This window comes from Glaciimonas sp. GG7 (assembly GCF_052976905.1).
The window spans coordinates 36,181-50,968 of sequence record NZ_JBRIIQ010000023.1 but is presented as its reverse complement, the minus strand read 5'-3'; the positions used below and the strand labels follow the sequence as shown (position 1 = coordinate 50,968).

Here is a 14,788-nt window from a genome sequence, read left to right as displayed (position 1 = left end):
TTTAATGACAACGATCCGATTATTGGGTGAATTCGTCGGAATGGTGTCGCCACCGGCGCGCTTACCCTCTTCTGCAAACCATTCAATGAAGGATGCAGCGTAGCTGATTTCGCCTCTCGATTCGGCCAGCGGTTTGCCTTGCTCGATGGTCATGATCAGCGCCAGATCATCGGCATTGGCGAGCATTAAATCATGCCATTTTCGTAGAATCACGCTGCGCTCTTTGGCGGTTTTACGACGCCATGCTCGCCAGGCGTCATCGGCGGCGGCTATCGCGCGTTTAGTTTCTGCCGCGCCCATCATGGGTACTGTGCCGATGGTCTCCCCGTTGGCCGGATTGGTGACCGGATGCACAGCGCCGTTATCGGCATCGCACCAGAGGCCATTAATAAAGGCTTGCTGACGGAATAAAGAGAGGTCTTTTAATTGCAACATAACAAACTCCAAAATGACATTTGCAGACGTGATCATCCGCAATACGGTGTGAGGGATTGCAGCGACACGTTGCTGCGAGGGCTAAAGCCTTGTCACGACGTCGCAACATAAAGTTCTTACTAGTATAAGAATCATCTCTCTAATACCAAGAATTGCCCTAGAGATAATTCTTAATTTCTGAAATACTTTCCCCTATTGTTGCTAAACAGAAACCTACTCTGTCTGGCTTTATCGGCAATCCGGCCTATGGTTTTGGCCAATGGCGTAGCAATTGAGATCATTTACAAAGGGTCAAGACAATGAATATGAGCGCACAAATTGGGCAATACTCAGACGCTGAGGGGATGCAAACCTTTGTCGACTCTTGCCTGAGACACATCCGTACCAACGGCGATAAACCCGCGCTAATCATGTTAGCCGATCGTTGTCGCGAGGACCTGCGCATCAGCTACACCGCGTTTGGTCAAAAGGTCATGGCGATTGCTGCGCGACTTCAGCAGCAATACAAAGTTGGTCAGCGGGTATTGCTGGTGTACACCTCCAACAGCGATTTCATGATGGGTTTCATGGCTTGCCAATTTGCAGGCCTGGTTGCCGTGCCGGTCCCGGCACCGACCAAAATGGGTGCTCATTTTCAGCGTATCGAGCACATCGCGCGTGACGCAGAAGTGGCGCTGGTGATGACCAACAGCAGTTTATTTGACGAGGTCAGCAAATGGCTTCATCAAAGTCCCCTCTCCGATGTCGCCTGTCTGGCCTCCGACACGGTGACATTGTCAGAAGCTAATCACTGGAAAAAGCCCTGCATTACGCCATCGAGTCTCTCGTTCCTGCAATACACATCGGGGTCCACGGGCGACCCTAAGGGAGTGATGATTAACCACCGTAATTTGGTGCATAACAGTACATTAATTTATCGCAAATTTAACCACTCCGCAGAGACCATATTCGGCGGCTGGCTGCCGTTTTATCACGATATGGGTCTCATCGGACTGATGCTGCAAGCGCTTTTTGCTGGTGGAACGTTCGTCTATCTGACCCCGCTCACTTTCATGAAGAGACCTGGCAACTGGCTAAACGCTATCAGCATCTATGGCATCAACACGACGGGCGGTCCGAATTTTGGTTTCGATCATTGCACGCGTCGGATTGATGACAAAGAAATTGAAGGTATTGATTTATCCTCATTGAAGCTTTGCTTTAATGGCGCTGAACCGGTGCGCCTGGAAACGATGGACAAATTCGCCGAGCGCTTCGCTCCCTGTGGGTTTAATAAAAAAGCGTTTTATCCCTGCTACGGCATGGCTGAGACAACGTTATTCGTCAGCGGTGTAGATGCTGGCGGCGGCTATCACGGATTAACGGTAGACGCGCAACATCTGGAAATGGGACGTGCCGTAGTATCGATTGACGCCACGGAAGACGCGACCCGCCAACTCGTCAGTTGCGGCAGCGCGCACGATCTGAAATTGATTGTCGTCGATCCTGAAACGCGCAAGCAACAACTCGACAATCGCGTGGGCGAAATCTGGGTAGCCGGCACGAGCGTGGCTGATGGGTATTGGCGTCAACCGGAGAAAACAGCGGAATCCTTTCATGCGCGCTTAGCCACTAAATCCGCTGGATTAACAGACGAATTAATGGCCATATCCGGTCCCGGTTATTTGCGAACGGGCGACCTCGGTTTCTTGCGCGACAATGCATTATTTGTCACCGGGCGCATGAAAGACTTGATCATCATCAATGGCCGCAATATTTATCCTCAGGATATTGAAAGTCGTGTCATACAAAACGACCCCGGAAAATACATCAGTGCCGCTTTCGCTATCCATGGCGCAGATGGCGAGGCCGTTGCCATCGTCCATGAAGTCGCCGTCGATGAGAAGGACGCATTAGTCTTGCATGCGACAGCGCTCAGAAATGATATTGCCGCGCATTTCGAGGTATCTGTCGCCTTGGTGGTGTTAGTCAAGCGGGGGGCGATTCCCCGCACCACCAGCGGCAAGATACAGCGCAAAAAAACCCAAATGCTGTGGGAACAAAAACAGTTAGTCCCTTTGTATGAGAGCCATTTACGACGCTGATTCGTCAGATGTGAAAGAGGTTTAATTCAGGTAGCTTAATAGGTGGACTGACCAAATGACGATCCAAACAATAACGCGGTTGACCGAGCGTTTCGAGTCACATTTTGGTGCTCCCGAAAATGGTAACAATGTATTTTCTTTTGCCAATGCGTTGACCTCAGATACAACTTCGGTATTTCCTGCCGAGGTGATCGCCGCCATTGATGGCTGGGGAGGTGCGCATTGGTATGTCCCGCGTAATCTGGGCGGGGATTTAACGTCGTTTGACGCACTGTTCCATTTCATACGTTTGATGGCACGCCGCGATCTGACCGTCGCTATCGCCCACGCCAAAACTTTTTTAGGCGCAGTTAACGTATGGGTCGCAGGCAATCCGGCACAATCGTCAGCGTTAGCCCACCGCATCCTACGCGGCGAAGCAGTGGCGCTGGCCTTGACCGAGCGCGAGCATGGCAGCGACATTTCGGCCACGACAACATTGGCCGCCGGATTGACAACAGATGAACCGGGCTATGTCCTCAATGGCGAAAAATACTTAATCAATAATGCTACCCGTTCCAGCGTTGTGAACGTCTTTGCACGTACCGAGACTTCCGGTGGATCGCGCGACTTCAGCCTTTTCATGGTGGAGAAAGATTGCTTGCCGCCACAGCAGTACACGCATTTGGCGAAGGTACTCACCCATGGCATCAAAGGGGCTGATATCAGTGGCATCCGCTTCGCCAATGCGGCCTTAGCGCCGGAGTCTTTAATCGGCGAACCCGGTCATGGTCTGGAAATCACGCTCAAGGGTTTCCAGATTACGCGCGTGTTATGCACGGCCTTATCTTGCGGCGCTGGCGATACAGCTTTACGCAGCGCGTTCCGCTTCGCCAGACAGCGCGCAGTCTATGGCAAAACATTACTGGATTTACCGGTGATCCAACAACGATTAAGCGCCGCTTGCGCGGACTTGTTGATCGCCGATGCAGTGGGATTGGTGGTCAGTCGTGCCGTGACTTTTATGCCACAGCAAATGAGCGTGATCTCGGCCGTTGCCAAGGCGGCATTACCGCCACGGATTGAATTGATGATCGATAGTCTGGTCGATGTATTGGGCGCACGTGCCTATCTTGAAACTGGTGTTGAAACCGGCGTTGAAAATCCGGATGAAAATAGCGGCGGCATTTCCTGTTTCGGAAAACTGCAACGCGACTGTCGCATCGTGAGTATTTTTGACGGCAATACGGTCATCAACTGGCAGGCACTTATCCTGCAATTACCCGCACTTGCACGCCGCCGCATGCGTATGGGCGAGAACGTCAGTGGCGTCGGTGCGCTGTTTCAGATCGATGCTACTTGTCCGGAGTTAACGGCGTCGGCAGGGTCGGGATTTCCCGAGCTCTCACTGAGCAGCCACGGACGAGACGACATCGTGGCAACCTTGCGCACGGCCCATGACCAACTCGCGGTCATGGCCAACCTCACTGAGTCAGTCAGAGTCAATGTGCATCAACACATCAGCACAGCATGCGACAGCCTGACCCGTATTGATCGCTTTGTCATCGACCATCCGCCGAATCCACAATCGATAGAGAAAAAATATTTTGATCTGGCCGAAGAATATGGACGCCTGTTTTGTGCGGCATGCTGTCTGCAATTATTTTTCTACTCGCGTCCAATGCTGAACAGCGCCTGTCAGGACGGACAATGGCTGGCGGTGTGTCTGGCGCGATTGATCACGCAATTGAGGACGCACGATGTGAAGGGCGACGAGACGATGTTGGCATTTCTGGACGCGAGTGTGACGGGATCGTCTCTGCTATCTATTTTTTCAATTCCGCTGGCACCTCCCCTTGCATCGCAGGAGTCGATATGAATCGCATCAATCCTATGACTGCAGATGCACTGTCCAGCACGACTATGAGCACAGCGGCGTTCGTCGCAGGCTGGCAGCGCACGGCGATATGCGTTGACGATACGGTGCTCATCGCGCAAGACGCATCGTCGCAGCGCAACCTGGAGGCCGAAGCGCAATTAGACCGCATGGGTATTCCTGCTTGTCTGATACCGATCAAAGACGGTGGTACGTTCGACAATATGCCTGAACTGATGCGATTGTTGCAGGCCGTTTGCAGTAAGGATTTGTCGCTGGGGCTGAGTTATATTTTGACGACACTAATGGCCGTCACCAATGTCTGGATCGCAGGAAATCCTCAGCAGCGCGCCCGATTGGCCGACTTAATCGCCCGGCAAAAAAACAAGGTAGCGATCGCGTATCACGAGCTTGATCACGGTAACGATTTGAATGCCAATACCCTGTCAGCGACGCCAGTGGAAAACGGTTTTTTATTGAACGGAAAAAAACAAGTCCTCAACAATATCGCCCGCGCTGGCGCGGTCGTCGTCCAGGCCAGAACGGCCTCAACCGAGGGTGCGGCATCGCATTCCTTATTTTTCGTCGAGATCGACCAGCTTGGTAGCGGCGTTCAAATATTGCCGCGTTACCGGACCGTCGGCGTCAAGAGTAGTCAGTTACATGGGATCGCGTTTACGGACTGTTTTATTCCAGACACTTGCCTTCTGGGGCAGGCTGGGCATGGATTTTCGTATGCGTCAAAAGCGTTCCAGATTACCCGTGCTTTGTTGCCCGGCATTACGCTTGGCCCGGTCGCCTATGCGCTCAACCTGGCCATCGGTTATGCCGGGCAGCGACACTTGTATGGCAAGCCCATCGCCAAGCTTCCCTTTGTCAGTGCGGTGCTGGCCGAGGCCCGTCTTGAACTATATATCGCCAACTTGCTAACCCATACCGTCGCAGCTTGCCTGCATCAGGTACCGGCGCAAATGAGTGTGTATGCGTCGTTATGCAAATTCATTGTCCCCAAAAAAATGCGCCAGGTATTGCAACGCTTGTCGAGCATGCTTGGCGCTCGATTTTATGTCTGCGAGGGGCCGTATGCGCTCTTTGAAAAAATAGTCCGGGACTATGCGGTGATGTCCTTCGGACACGCCAGCAGTTTGACGTGTCAGGCGCTGATCGCGCCGCAGTTAGCGTTGATCTTGCGCAATCTGGGAAAGACCATGCCAACCGTTGCCGACATGCGTGCAATGAACGATGGCAGCCTGTTGCCGGATTTCGATCCTGACAAACTGCGGCTCACCAATGTTGGTAACGATGTTTTGCTCAACAGCCTTTTGCTGTGGCCTGAAGTGATCGCCACGCTGCGAGAGCAGAAAATTATTTGTGATGATGGATATAAAGAATGGATAACGATTGCCGCCGAGATGCAGCTTACGTTGAACCAACTGACGACACAAAGCAGCAATCAGGTCATCGACGAACCGATCGTTGAGCGTTATGCATTGCTGCAATGTATAGCGGTGGTTTTCAATGACTGGGCTTATCCAGCCTATGGTGGTGTGGTTGAAATCGATGAAGAAAAATCCGCGCTGGCGGTGAGCGCATTACGTCTTTTACTGTGTCAAATCAGCGGTAACGCGTTTTATATTTCTGCTGAGACGGAGCGAAAAATAATCGCAAGTTGCGGCGTTTCGGCGACGGTTATCGGACGTTTTTAAATTTTTTATAAGGAAGCATAACCGTGGAAAAAACAAAACTTGAATCTGAAATTATTACGTTTATTGCAGATTATTTATGTGAAGTATGCGATCTGGAAAAAAGTGATATCAGCATTCAAAAGCCGTTCACAGAGTACGGCGTCAGTTCAGTTGAGGCCATTAATTTAAGCGCAGATCTGGAGGCTTATCTTGGCACGGAGGTCGAGCCAACTGCGGTCTGGGATTATCCATCTATCCAACTGATGGCGACTGCTTTGGCAGAGCAAATAACACTAGCAACCAAGACAGTTTGATTATTACAAGTACGGAGAAAATTATGGCAACTAATATGAGCAAGGATGAACTTGTCACATTTATGGTGATGAATATTGCTCAGCAATTAAGCAGACTTCCATCCTCAATCAATACAATGTCGTCGTTATCATTGCAAGATGTCGATTCGCTAGCGCTTGCTGAACTGGGTATTGCACTGCAAGATTTGCTGGGAGATATAGTAGAAGTCGAGCGTGACATCTTTTGGGAACACATAACCATCGACGCCGCTGCCAAGCATTTGTCCAAGCAAATACTACGCGCGTCGGAGAAGTAAATGCACACCGTCCTCATGACTGGTGCGACCGGTTTTGTCGGCAGTGCGCTGGCGGCAAATTTTCTGACACGTTCGATGCGTGTGATCGCCTTGGTGCGTGACGATCCGGAGGGTGTGCGTACTCGCCGGGCCATTAATGAGGCAGGCCAGGGTTTTGGTCTGTCTGGTTTATCTATCGCATCAAGCATGACTACGCATTTGCAGATAGTCCATGTAGACGAGGTATTGCTGGCAGACAATCCCGGTAGCCGGGGTCATCCAGCCTTAACGGAGGTCACTGAGGTATGGCATTGCGCGGCCGAGATGAGCTATACGCCACGGAGTTTGACGACCTCTTTTAAAACCAACGTCGGCATCACTTGTGCGCTGTACTTGGCAGTGAACGCCTATGCATTAAAATGCCGCCGTTTTTATCATGTTTCAAGTGCCTATGTTTCTGGTGCGGTGAACGGCCAGATCACAGAAACATTGCGATGGAACGCAGACTGTCTCAATCCCTATCAAGTCACGAAATGGAGTGCCGAGGTCGCACTCAAGGCCCTCTCGGACACTGGCCGCGTACCGGTAACGTTGTTCCGACCGAGCATCATCGTCGGTCACGAACAAACCGGTTGGGTCAAACGCAATGGTTTTGGCGTCTATATGTTCGCCGATGTGATGGAGGCTGTCACACGTGCCAACTTGCAAGTAGTCACGCTCGAAGCGATGCGTGAAGGACGACCGGATATGATTCCGATCAATCGTCTGGTCGATGATGCTGTAGCGCTGACGGTGCGGTTATCTGACCATTTACCATCATCTGAATTTGAAATATTTCATTGTTCGGGCGGGCTGTCACTCAATTATCACACCATCGTTACTTTGTTTGGAGAGGCATTCGGGGTGAGCGTTTCATATGGCCCATCCAAGACAATACTAGAGCAGCAGATCAATCTGGGCATCGCATTGCGTCGCGAATTGATGGAGCATGAATTGCATTTTGATCGATCAAAATTAGACGCGGCAGTGGGACACACTACGTCATTGGAGGCCATCGATACGCCAACAATGTGCCGTTTAATTGCCTGGTATCAGATCGGTATTCAATCAGGCAGATCGTCACTCAGAGGGAGCTAGAACGTAATGGAAGCCATTGCGATCACTGGAATTTCTTGCCAATTTGCAGGTGCGCGCGATACTCGTGCGTTCTGGCGCATGATCGTCGACAACACCATCATCGCGCCGAATCTGCCAACAGAGCGCGAGGCTTTATGCGATCAATTGAAGGCCTGTGGCGTGCCGGATTTTGGTGGGTATATCGACGATATTCATCAGTTCGATGCGCCTTTTTTTAATGTCTCGGCACGCGACGCTGTGGCGATGGATCCTCAGCAGCGCTTATTGTTGCGCAATGCCTGGCATGCTATCGAGGATAGCGGTATGTCTCCCGCAGATTTACAGGGAACGCGTTGCGGGGTGTTCGTGGGCGCGATGTCGAACGATTGGGCGCATGTTCTGTGGCCTGATCTGGAGCAACTCACACCGCACATGGTGACCGGAAACGGACTGGGATTATTAGCCAATCGGATTTCTTATCAGCTCGATTTGAAAGGCCCTAGTGTCACAACTGACAGCGCTTGTGCGTCGTCTCTGGTGGCATTGCATGCGGCGATGCGCAGCTTGCGGGATGGCGAATGCGATACGGCAATCGTCGCTGGCGTGACGGCGATCTTGACGCCGACCTTACAGATTTTTTATCAGCGCGCTGGCATCGCCGCACCAGATGGCAGGTGTAAGCCATTTAGCACAGAGGCCAACGGGATCGTGCGCGCCGAAGGCGTTGGCGTCCTGTTTTTACAACGTCTGTCTGATGCACAGCACGATGGACGTGCAATTTATGCGACCTTGCTCGGCAGCCATGTCAATCATAATGGAAGAAGCAACGGGATCACCGCGCCCAACCGTTTTGCGCAGGAAGATTTACTGGCCAGCACCTATGCTTCCATCGGCTTGCCTGCTACAGCAATTGGCTATATTGAATGTCACGGCACAGGCACTGCGCATGGCGATCATATTGAAGCGCGTGCTTTACAGAATTTTTTACACAACAGAAACCATCCTTGCCCTATCGGTGCAGTCAAAGGCTTGATTGGTCATACTGAATCGGCGGCAGGTGTGGCCGGGGTGATCAAAGCGGCCTTGATGCTCAAGCATCGTTATGTTCCCGCCGGTTTGTACGCTGACAAGCCGAATCCGGTGCTCACCAAATCGGATAAGGTCGCATTGGTCAGGGATGGTTATCCGATGGTTGCAGGTAGCGATTTTTATATCGGGGTCAGTGCGTTTGGGATTGGCGGGACAAATGCACACGTGGTGTTGGCTTGATGCTTGAACTAATACACCAGACTTTTCAGCCTAGCGATGCTGGCACACTATTTTTCTTGCGATATGTCAATTGTGGCGCAACTGCCACTGCCAACTGGCGTCCCCAGACTGCCGCACCGAGAGCCGATGGATGATATCCATCGGAGGCCATCTGCGCTGGATCGACCATATTGGACAAAGTAGGAACTAGCATTACGTTCATCTGCTGCGACAAGACCGCCACGACTGCTTGCGCTGCCTCATCAAGTTCCTGCGCTTTGAGACCAAGCACGGTACGTAACGGTTGCGGTAACGCCGGAAATAAATGTAGCGGCGGAATCCCTGTCACCACGATCAGCCGGGGCGATAAATGGTGCTGCAATTGCAGTAACAGGGTTTTCAGTTCGGCAGCATAACGGCGACCTGATCGAAACGCCGTACTGTCATTGACACCGAAGACAACCAGAACAACATCTATATGTTCAAACGCACGATTGGTCGATATTGTTTTCTGCGTAATGGGGGGAAGAATGGTGTTGATAGCGCAATGCAATGTCGCCCCATTTTGCCCCATCGCCTGCCACGCCACCGGACGCCCCAACCGCGTCGCCAACGCAGCGGCAAACTGGCTGGTAATCGCCTCGTGATGGGTTGCTACGCCCACACCAGCCACAGGGGATTCGCCGATGGCGAGTAACTGTAACGTCGGTGGACGGGGATTGCCAGCAATCATCTTTGGTTGAGCCACACCGTTATCAGGACCGATTGCATCTAGTAACCGCGGGGTTATTCTGCGCGTGCGCTTACCCTGGATAATCAGCCAAGGCAAGAGAGGTAATGCCACACACTCGGGTAACCATCGACGCATGGGGATTCTCCTTGATGACTTTATCTACACTATTTTAATATCAGCTAAACTTGGGTTAGCTGCGGGCGGCGTCAGTTTCATTTTTTGCAATGTCTCCAGCACAATACTCGCAATCGCTAGATTGCGATGGGTCTTGGAGTTCGCCGGGATCACATACCATGGCGCATGATCGGCATCGGTTGCCCCAATCATATTGGAATACACATCCTGATAGGCATCCCAATATTTCCGCTCTTCCAGATCTTGAGGATCAAATTTCCAATTTTTTTCAGGGTCATTGATGCGTTCTTGAAGACGACTGGCCTGTTCGTCCTTGGAGATATGCAAGAAAAATTTGATGATGGTGGTACCGGTCTCCGCCAGCATGCGTTCAAAATCCAGAATCTGAGCATATCGTCGTAAGCATTCACTTTCGTCGATCCAATCATGAACGCGCGTTATCAGGACGTCTTCATAATGACTGCGATTGAATACGGCGATTTCGCCGAGTCGCGGGACCTGCTGATGGATACGCCACAAATAATCGTGCGCTTTTTCTATCGTGGTCGGTGCCTTGAAACTGATGACGTTAATGCCCTGAGGATTCACACCGGAAAATACGCCCTTCACCGTACCGTCCTTGCCGCTGGTGTCTATGCCTTGCAAGATGACCAATAATTTATGCTGCTGACCTGCGTACAACATCTCTTGCTGCAGGCCGATTTCAGTCGCCAGCTCGACTACCTTGGCTTTATCTTTATCTTTGTCGCCGCTCGATAAGGACTTTTTGCTTGCATCTGTATCTTTGATTTTGGTTTTTTTGGAGCCACGAAATGCACTTTGTGCTGACATCAGGGTTTCCTCTTTTGTGCCATGGTGGACTATCGGTTAACCGCGTGATTCGCCTTGTGTGGATTATCTTTGGGCCTTATCGATGATGGCTGGTTGAACGATCTTAGGCTCTTAGAAATTACAGTACACCATGGAAATTACCCAGCGCATGCTCAACTTTGATGCAGCGATCCATTATCACCGACAGCCCCGCCTTGATGGCCTTGTCAGCCGCATCCTGATGACTAATCCCAAGTTGCATCCAAACACAGCTCGCACTGATCATAATTGCCTCGCCGACTATGGGCGAAATATCGCTGGCCTTGCGAAAACAGTCTACGATATCGATCTTTAGATTACTCACTGCTAATGCATTGGCAGCTTGATAGAGGTCTTTGTAACATAGCTCTCCGAGAATGTGAGTACCCGCATACATCGGATTTACAGGAATAATCCGATAGCCATGCTCTTGCATATAACGCGCAACTCCAAAACTTGGTCGCTCGGGTTTTATGGATAAGCCGACGATGGCGATGATGGGCTTGTCGGATAACTTTGACGTGGGCGATGGATTTGGCATGGGAGACTTTCCTATTCAGATTGCGCGGGTTGCAAAAACTAGAATTAAGAAACGGACAAACTAACTTGGTGGTTATTTTTTTACGGCTGGCATAGGACTTAGGCAATGCTGTGCCTGTATAAGCAAGCCTGCATAATTGTTTAGACTAGGCGTCACGACGCGGACAGTACTACTGTACGGTAAGATGAGGCAACGTCGTATAAACGATTATGCAGGCTTGCTTAGTCTTACCAACAAAACGTGGTTTGTATTGTTAGGCACAATCCATTTTGCAGGAGGTTTGTGGTGCAGAGGTACGCCTGGGAAACAACAATAAGGGGGCTGCATCCGATTCAACATCTCGATGGCAGCACTTGTAGCGGCGTTCAAAGTCTGCCCCGCTGAGGCATAATGCGTCAATCTCATTCATAGGATATTACTGGGTGCAGACAACAAAAAAGCAGCCGAAGCTGCTTTTTTATCACCTGATCCGAGCAATACCGCGACTCAACATACCGTATTAACGGCCTTTTGAACGCAATTTGTGAATCGCAGCCAACTGCGCAATCGCAGCTGACAATTCTGCCTGCGCTTTTGCATAATCAATCTTCGATTCCTGATTGGTCAAAGCATCTTCTGCCAAACGCTTAGCTTCAGTTGCTTTAGCCTCATCCAGATCGCGACCACGGATCGCAGTATCGGCCAGGATAGTGACGGCATCCGGCTGTACTTCCAGCAAACCACCGGCGACGAACACGAACTCTTCCTGCGCCTGGCCCGGTACTTTGATACGCACCGCACCCGGCTTGATGCGGGTAATCAATGGCGTGTGACGAGGATAAATCCCCAGCTCACCCGACTCACCCGGCAACGCGACGAATTCAGCTTCACCGGAGAAAATTAATTCTTCTGCCGAAACCACGTCAACGCGAATAGTGTTTGCCATGTTAGATCCTTATTTATCCTATCGATCAATTCTTGATAACGGATGTTTTCTGTCTTTAGAGCGCGGGGACGGCCCATGATAGACAGTCCCCGCGTGCTATACGCAGCAAACATCGCTACGTCTTAATTGATTTTCTTGGCTTTTTCGATTGCTTCCTCGATCGTACCAACCATGTAGAACGCTTGCTCTGGCAGGTGATCGAGTTCGCCGCTAGCGATCATTTTGAAGCCCTTGATCGTATCTTTTAGCGAGACGTACTTACCTGGTGAACCGGTAAATACTTCAGCAACGTGGAACGGCTGCGACAGGAAACGCTGCATTTTACGTGCGCGCGCTACCAACAGTTTGTCTTCCGGTGCCAACTCATCCATACCCAGAATTGCGATAATGTCGCGCAATTCTTTGTAGCGCTGCAAGATACCCTGAACAGCGCGAGCTGTTTCGTAGTGCTCTTGGCCAACGACTAACGGATCGAGCTGACGTGAGGTCGAATCCAGCGGATCAACCGCAGGATAAATACCTAACGAAGCGATATCACGCGACAACACAACGGTAGAGTCCAAATGCGCAAACGTTGTAGCTGGCGAAGGATCGGTCAAGTCATCGGCAGGAACATAGACGGCTTGAATCGACGTAATCGAACCAGTTTTAGTCGATGTAATCCGCTCTTGCAGACGACCCATTTCTTCAGCCAATGTAGGTTGATAGCCCACAGCAGAAGGCATACGACCCAGCAACGCAGAGACTTCCGTACCGGCCAATGTGTAACGATAGATGTTATCGACGAAGAACAACACGTCTTTACCTTCGTCACGGAAACCTTCGGCGATTGTCAGACCAGTCAAAGCCACGCGCAGGCGGTTACCTGGCGGCTCATTCATCTGACCGTAGACCATCGCAACTTTGGAGTTCTCTGGATTTTCCAGATCGACCACTTTTGCGTCAGCCATTTCGTGATAAAAGTCATTACCTTCACGAGTACGCTCCCCAACGCCGGCAAATACGGACAAACCGCTGTGCGCTTTAGCAATGTTGTTGATCAGTTCCATCATGTTGACGGTCTTACCAACACCCGCACCACCGAACAAACCGACTTTACCGCCTTTAGCAAACGGGCACACCAAGTCAATAACCTTGATACCTGTTTCAAGCAACTCTTGCGATGGTGACAATTCGTCGTACGCAGGAGCTTTACGGTGAATAGAAGCAGTTGTTTCGTGACTTACCGGACCGCATTCGTCAATTGGGTTACCCAATACGTCCATGATGCGACCAAGCGTTGCTTTACCGGTAGGGACCATAATTGGCTTACCGGTATTCTTGATCATCATGCCGCGACGCAGACCGTCGGAAGTACCCAACGCAATAGTACGCACGATACCGTCGCCGAGTTGCTGTTGCACCTCTAGCGTCAGTTCCGAGCCTTCCATTTTTAGGGCGTCGTAAATCTTAGGCATCGCGTCACGTGGAAATTCAACGTCCACAACAGCGCCGATACACTGAACGATTTTGCCATCAGCCATTTTCGTTCCTTCAATATATAAAATTAAATTCAGTTGAACGCATTTACGCGTTATGGTCGTTGAGCCTGTTTGAGTACGCTAAGTAAGTCCGCATATCTGTTTATACCGAGTTGCCCCTTGCCGTACAGTCGTACTGGCTACGTCGGGGCGCTATGGTCTAAACAATGATGTTGCCTTACTTATACAGCAGCCGCACCGGAAACGATTTCCGACAATTCCTTGGTAATCGCAGCCTGACGCGTTTTGTTGTAGACCAACTTCAGCTCGCCAATTACGTTACCGGCATTGTCGCTTGCCGACTTCATTGCGACCATCCGCGCTGATTGCTCAGACGCCATGTTTTCCGCAACTGCTTGATAAATCAGCGTCTCTACGTAACGCAGGAGCAAGTCGTCAATCACGCTTTGCACATCCGGTTCATAGATGTAATCCCACGGATGGCCGCCATCAGTATCAGCATTTAGACGCTCGTTCGACAGCGGCAGCAATTGCTGTAGCGTCGGTTCCTGTCTCATGGTGTTAATGAACTTGGTATACACAAGGTACACCGCATCCAGACGGCCTTCTTCGTATGCGTCCAGTAATACCTTGACCGGGCCAATTAACTTGTCCAGATGCGGGGTATCCCCGAGTTGTACTACGTGCGAAACAACTTTAGCGCCGACCCGGTTCAGAAAACCCAAGCCCTTATTACCAATTGCGACTGCTTGAATTTGATTACCAGCTGTTTCCAGTTCGCGCATCTTGGCAGTAACCAGACGCAAAGAATTAGTATTCATACCGCCGCACAAACCTTTATCGGTTGTAACGACAATGAAACCAACGGTCTTGGCGTTGTCCTGCTTGGTCATGAACGGATGCGTGTATTCAGGATTCGCTTGCGACAAGTTAGAAGCGATATGACGAATCTTTTCACTGTAGGGACGAGCCGCCAGCATCCGGTCTTGCGCTTTACGCATTTTGGATGCCGCGACCATTTCCATCGCCTTGGTGATCTTCTTCGTATTTTCTACGCTCTTGATCTTGCCGCGTATCTCTTTGCCTGTAGCCATGAGTTGTTACTCCTTATA

General features: G+C 50.8%; 14 protein-coding genes. 7 read left to right on the top strand and 7 right to left on the bottom strand.

What is annotated here, in order from left to right:
* Positions 1-435, bottom strand: a 435-nt coding sequence (locus tag ACVBEF_RS08055; RefSeq protein WP_447123422.1) for an aldehyde dehydrogenase family protein, incomplete at its 3' end; no start/stop codon positions are given.
* Between the two features lie 305 nt (positions 436-740).
* On the opposite strand from ACVBEF_RS08055, the gene ACVBEF_RS08050 reads away from it, so the two are divergent.
* Genes ACVBEF_RS08050 through ACVBEF_RS08020 form a run of 7 tightly spaced genes read left to right on the top strand, consistent with a single transcriptional unit; the run spans position 741 to position 9,033 of the window.
* The gene (locus ACVBEF_RS08050) at positions 741-2,519 is read left to right on the top strand and encodes a fatty acyl-AMP ligase (protein WP_447123421.1); all 1,779 of its coding nucleotides are present in this window, start codon (positions 741-743) and stop codon (positions 2,517-2,519) included.
* 55 nt (positions 2,520-2,574) lie between these two features.
* Positions 2,575-4,377, top strand: coding sequence for an acyl-CoA dehydrogenase family protein (locus ACVBEF_RS08045; protein WP_447123420.1), 1,803 nt, complete (start codon positions 2,575-2,577; stop codon positions 4,375-4,377).
* Complete coding sequence (locus ACVBEF_RS08040; RefSeq protein ID WP_447123419.1) at positions 4,374-6,080, top strand: acyl-CoA dehydrogenase; 1,707 nt, start codon at positions 4,374-4,376, stop codon at positions 6,078-6,080. The genes ACVBEF_RS08045 and ACVBEF_RS08040 overlap by 4 nt, the downstream gene beginning before the upstream one ends.
* Before the next feature lie 23 nt (positions 6,081-6,103).
* On the top strand, positions 6,104-6,373 hold the full coding sequence (locus ACVBEF_RS08035; RefSeq protein WP_447123418.1) for an acyl carrier protein: 270 nt from the start codon (positions 6,104-6,106) through the stop codon (positions 6,371-6,373).
* A 23-nt stretch (positions 6,374-6,396) separates the two neighbouring features.
* Positions 6,397-6,669, top strand: a complete 273-nt coding sequence (locus ACVBEF_RS08030; protein WP_447123417.1) for a hypothetical protein — start codon at positions 6,397-6,399, stop codon at positions 6,667-6,669.
* A complete protein-coding gene (locus tag ACVBEF_RS08025; protein ID WP_447123416.1) occupies positions 6,670-7,785 on the top strand; it encodes an SDR family oxidoreductase in 1,116 nt (371 codons plus the stop codon).
* A 6-nt stretch (positions 7,786-7,791) separates the two neighbouring features.
* A complete protein-coding gene (locus ACVBEF_RS08020) occupies positions 7,792-9,033 on the top strand; it encodes a beta-ketoacyl [acyl carrier protein] synthase domain-containing protein (RefSeq protein WP_447123415.1) in 1,242 nt (413 codons plus the stop codon).
* A 25-nt stretch (positions 9,034-9,058) separates the two neighbouring features.
* Here the strand turns inward: ACVBEF_RS08020 and ACVBEF_RS08015 are convergent, their stop codons facing one another.
* The 6 genes from ACVBEF_RS08015 to atpG form a co-directional block, all read right to left on the bottom strand.
* Positions 9,059-9,880 carry an SGNH/GDSL hydrolase family protein gene (locus tag ACVBEF_RS08015; protein ID WP_447123414.1) on the bottom strand — a complete coding sequence of 274 codons (822 nt, stop codon included), beginning with the start codon at positions 9,878-9,880 and terminating at the stop codon, positions 9,059-9,061.
* Positions 9,881-9,904: 24 nt separating this feature from the next.
* A complete protein-coding gene (locus ACVBEF_RS08010; RefSeq protein WP_447123413.1) occupies positions 9,905-10,711 on the bottom strand; it encodes a polyphosphate kinase 2 family protein in 807 nt (268 codons plus the stop codon).
* A gap of 118 nt (positions 10,712-10,829) precedes the next feature.
* On the bottom strand, positions 10,830-11,270 hold the full coding sequence (locus tag ACVBEF_RS08005; protein ID WP_447123412.1) for a CoA-binding protein: 441 nt from the start codon (positions 11,268-11,270) through the stop codon (positions 10,830-10,832).
* 499 nt (positions 11,271-11,769) lie between these two features.
* Positions 11,770-12,195 (bottom strand): F0F1 ATP synthase subunit epsilon, encoded by a 426-nt coding sequence (locus ACVBEF_RS08000; protein WP_447123411.1) that lies wholly within the window; start codon positions 12,193-12,195, stop codon positions 11,770-11,772.
* A 122-nt stretch (positions 12,196-12,317) separates the two neighbouring features.
* Positions 12,318-13,718, bottom strand: coding sequence for a F0F1 ATP synthase subunit beta (gene atpD, locus ACVBEF_RS07995; protein ID WP_447123410.1), 1,401 nt, complete (start codon positions 13,716-13,718; stop codon positions 12,318-12,320).
* 179 nt (positions 13,719-13,897) lie between these two features.
* A complete protein-coding gene (gene atpG / locus ACVBEF_RS07990) occupies positions 13,898-14,770 on the bottom strand; it encodes a F0F1 ATP synthase subunit gamma (RefSeq protein WP_447123409.1) in 873 nt (290 codons plus the stop codon).
* Positions 14,771-14,788 lie beyond the last annotated feature (18 nt).

Bases quoted from the DNA above. Each gene is read 5' to 3' on its own strand.
- ACVBEF_RS08050 (WP_447123421.1), top strand. From the start codon at position 741: ATGAGCGCACAAATTGGGCAATACTCAGACGCTGAGGGGATGCAAACC.
- ACVBEF_RS08045 (WP_447123420.1), top strand. From the start codon at position 2,575: ATGACGATCCAAACAATAACGCGGTTGACCGAGCGTTTCGAGTCACAT.
- ACVBEF_RS08040 (WP_447123419.1), top strand. From the start codon at position 4,374: ATGAATCGCATCAATCCTATGACTGCAGATGCACTGTCCAGCACGACT.
- ACVBEF_RS08030 (WP_447123417.1), top strand. From the start codon at position 6,397: ATGGCAACTAATATGAGCAAGGATGAACTTGTCACATTTATGGTGATG.
- ACVBEF_RS08025 (WP_447123416.1), top strand. From the start codon at position 6,670: ATGCACACCGTCCTCATGACTGGTGCGACCGGTTTTGTCGGCAGTGCG.
- ACVBEF_RS08020 (WP_447123415.1), top strand. From the start codon at position 7,792: ATGGAAGCCATTGCGATCACTGGAATTTCTTGCCAATTTGCAGGTGCG.
- ACVBEF_RS08015 (WP_447123414.1), bottom strand. From the start codon at position 9,880: ATGCGTCGATGGTTACCCGAGTGTGTGGCATTACCTCTCTTGCCTTGG.
- ACVBEF_RS08010 (WP_447123413.1), bottom strand. From the start codon at position 10,711: ATGTCAGCACAAAGTGCATTTCGTGGCTCCAAAAAAACCAAAATCAAA.
- ACVBEF_RS08005 (WP_447123412.1), bottom strand. From the start codon at position 11,270: ATGCCAAATCCATCGCCCACGTCAAAGTTATCCGACAAGCCCATCATC.
- ACVBEF_RS08000 (WP_447123411.1), bottom strand. From the start codon at position 12,195: ATGGCAAACACTATTCGCGTTGACGTGGTTTCGGCAGAAGAATTAATT.
- atpD (WP_447123410.1), bottom strand. From the start codon at position 13,718: ATGGCTGATGGCAAAATCGTTCAGTGTATCGGCGCTGTTGTGGACGTT.
- atpG (WP_447123409.1), bottom strand. From the start codon at position 14,770: ATGGCTACAGGCAAAGAGATACGCGGCAAGATCAAGAGCGTAGAAAAT.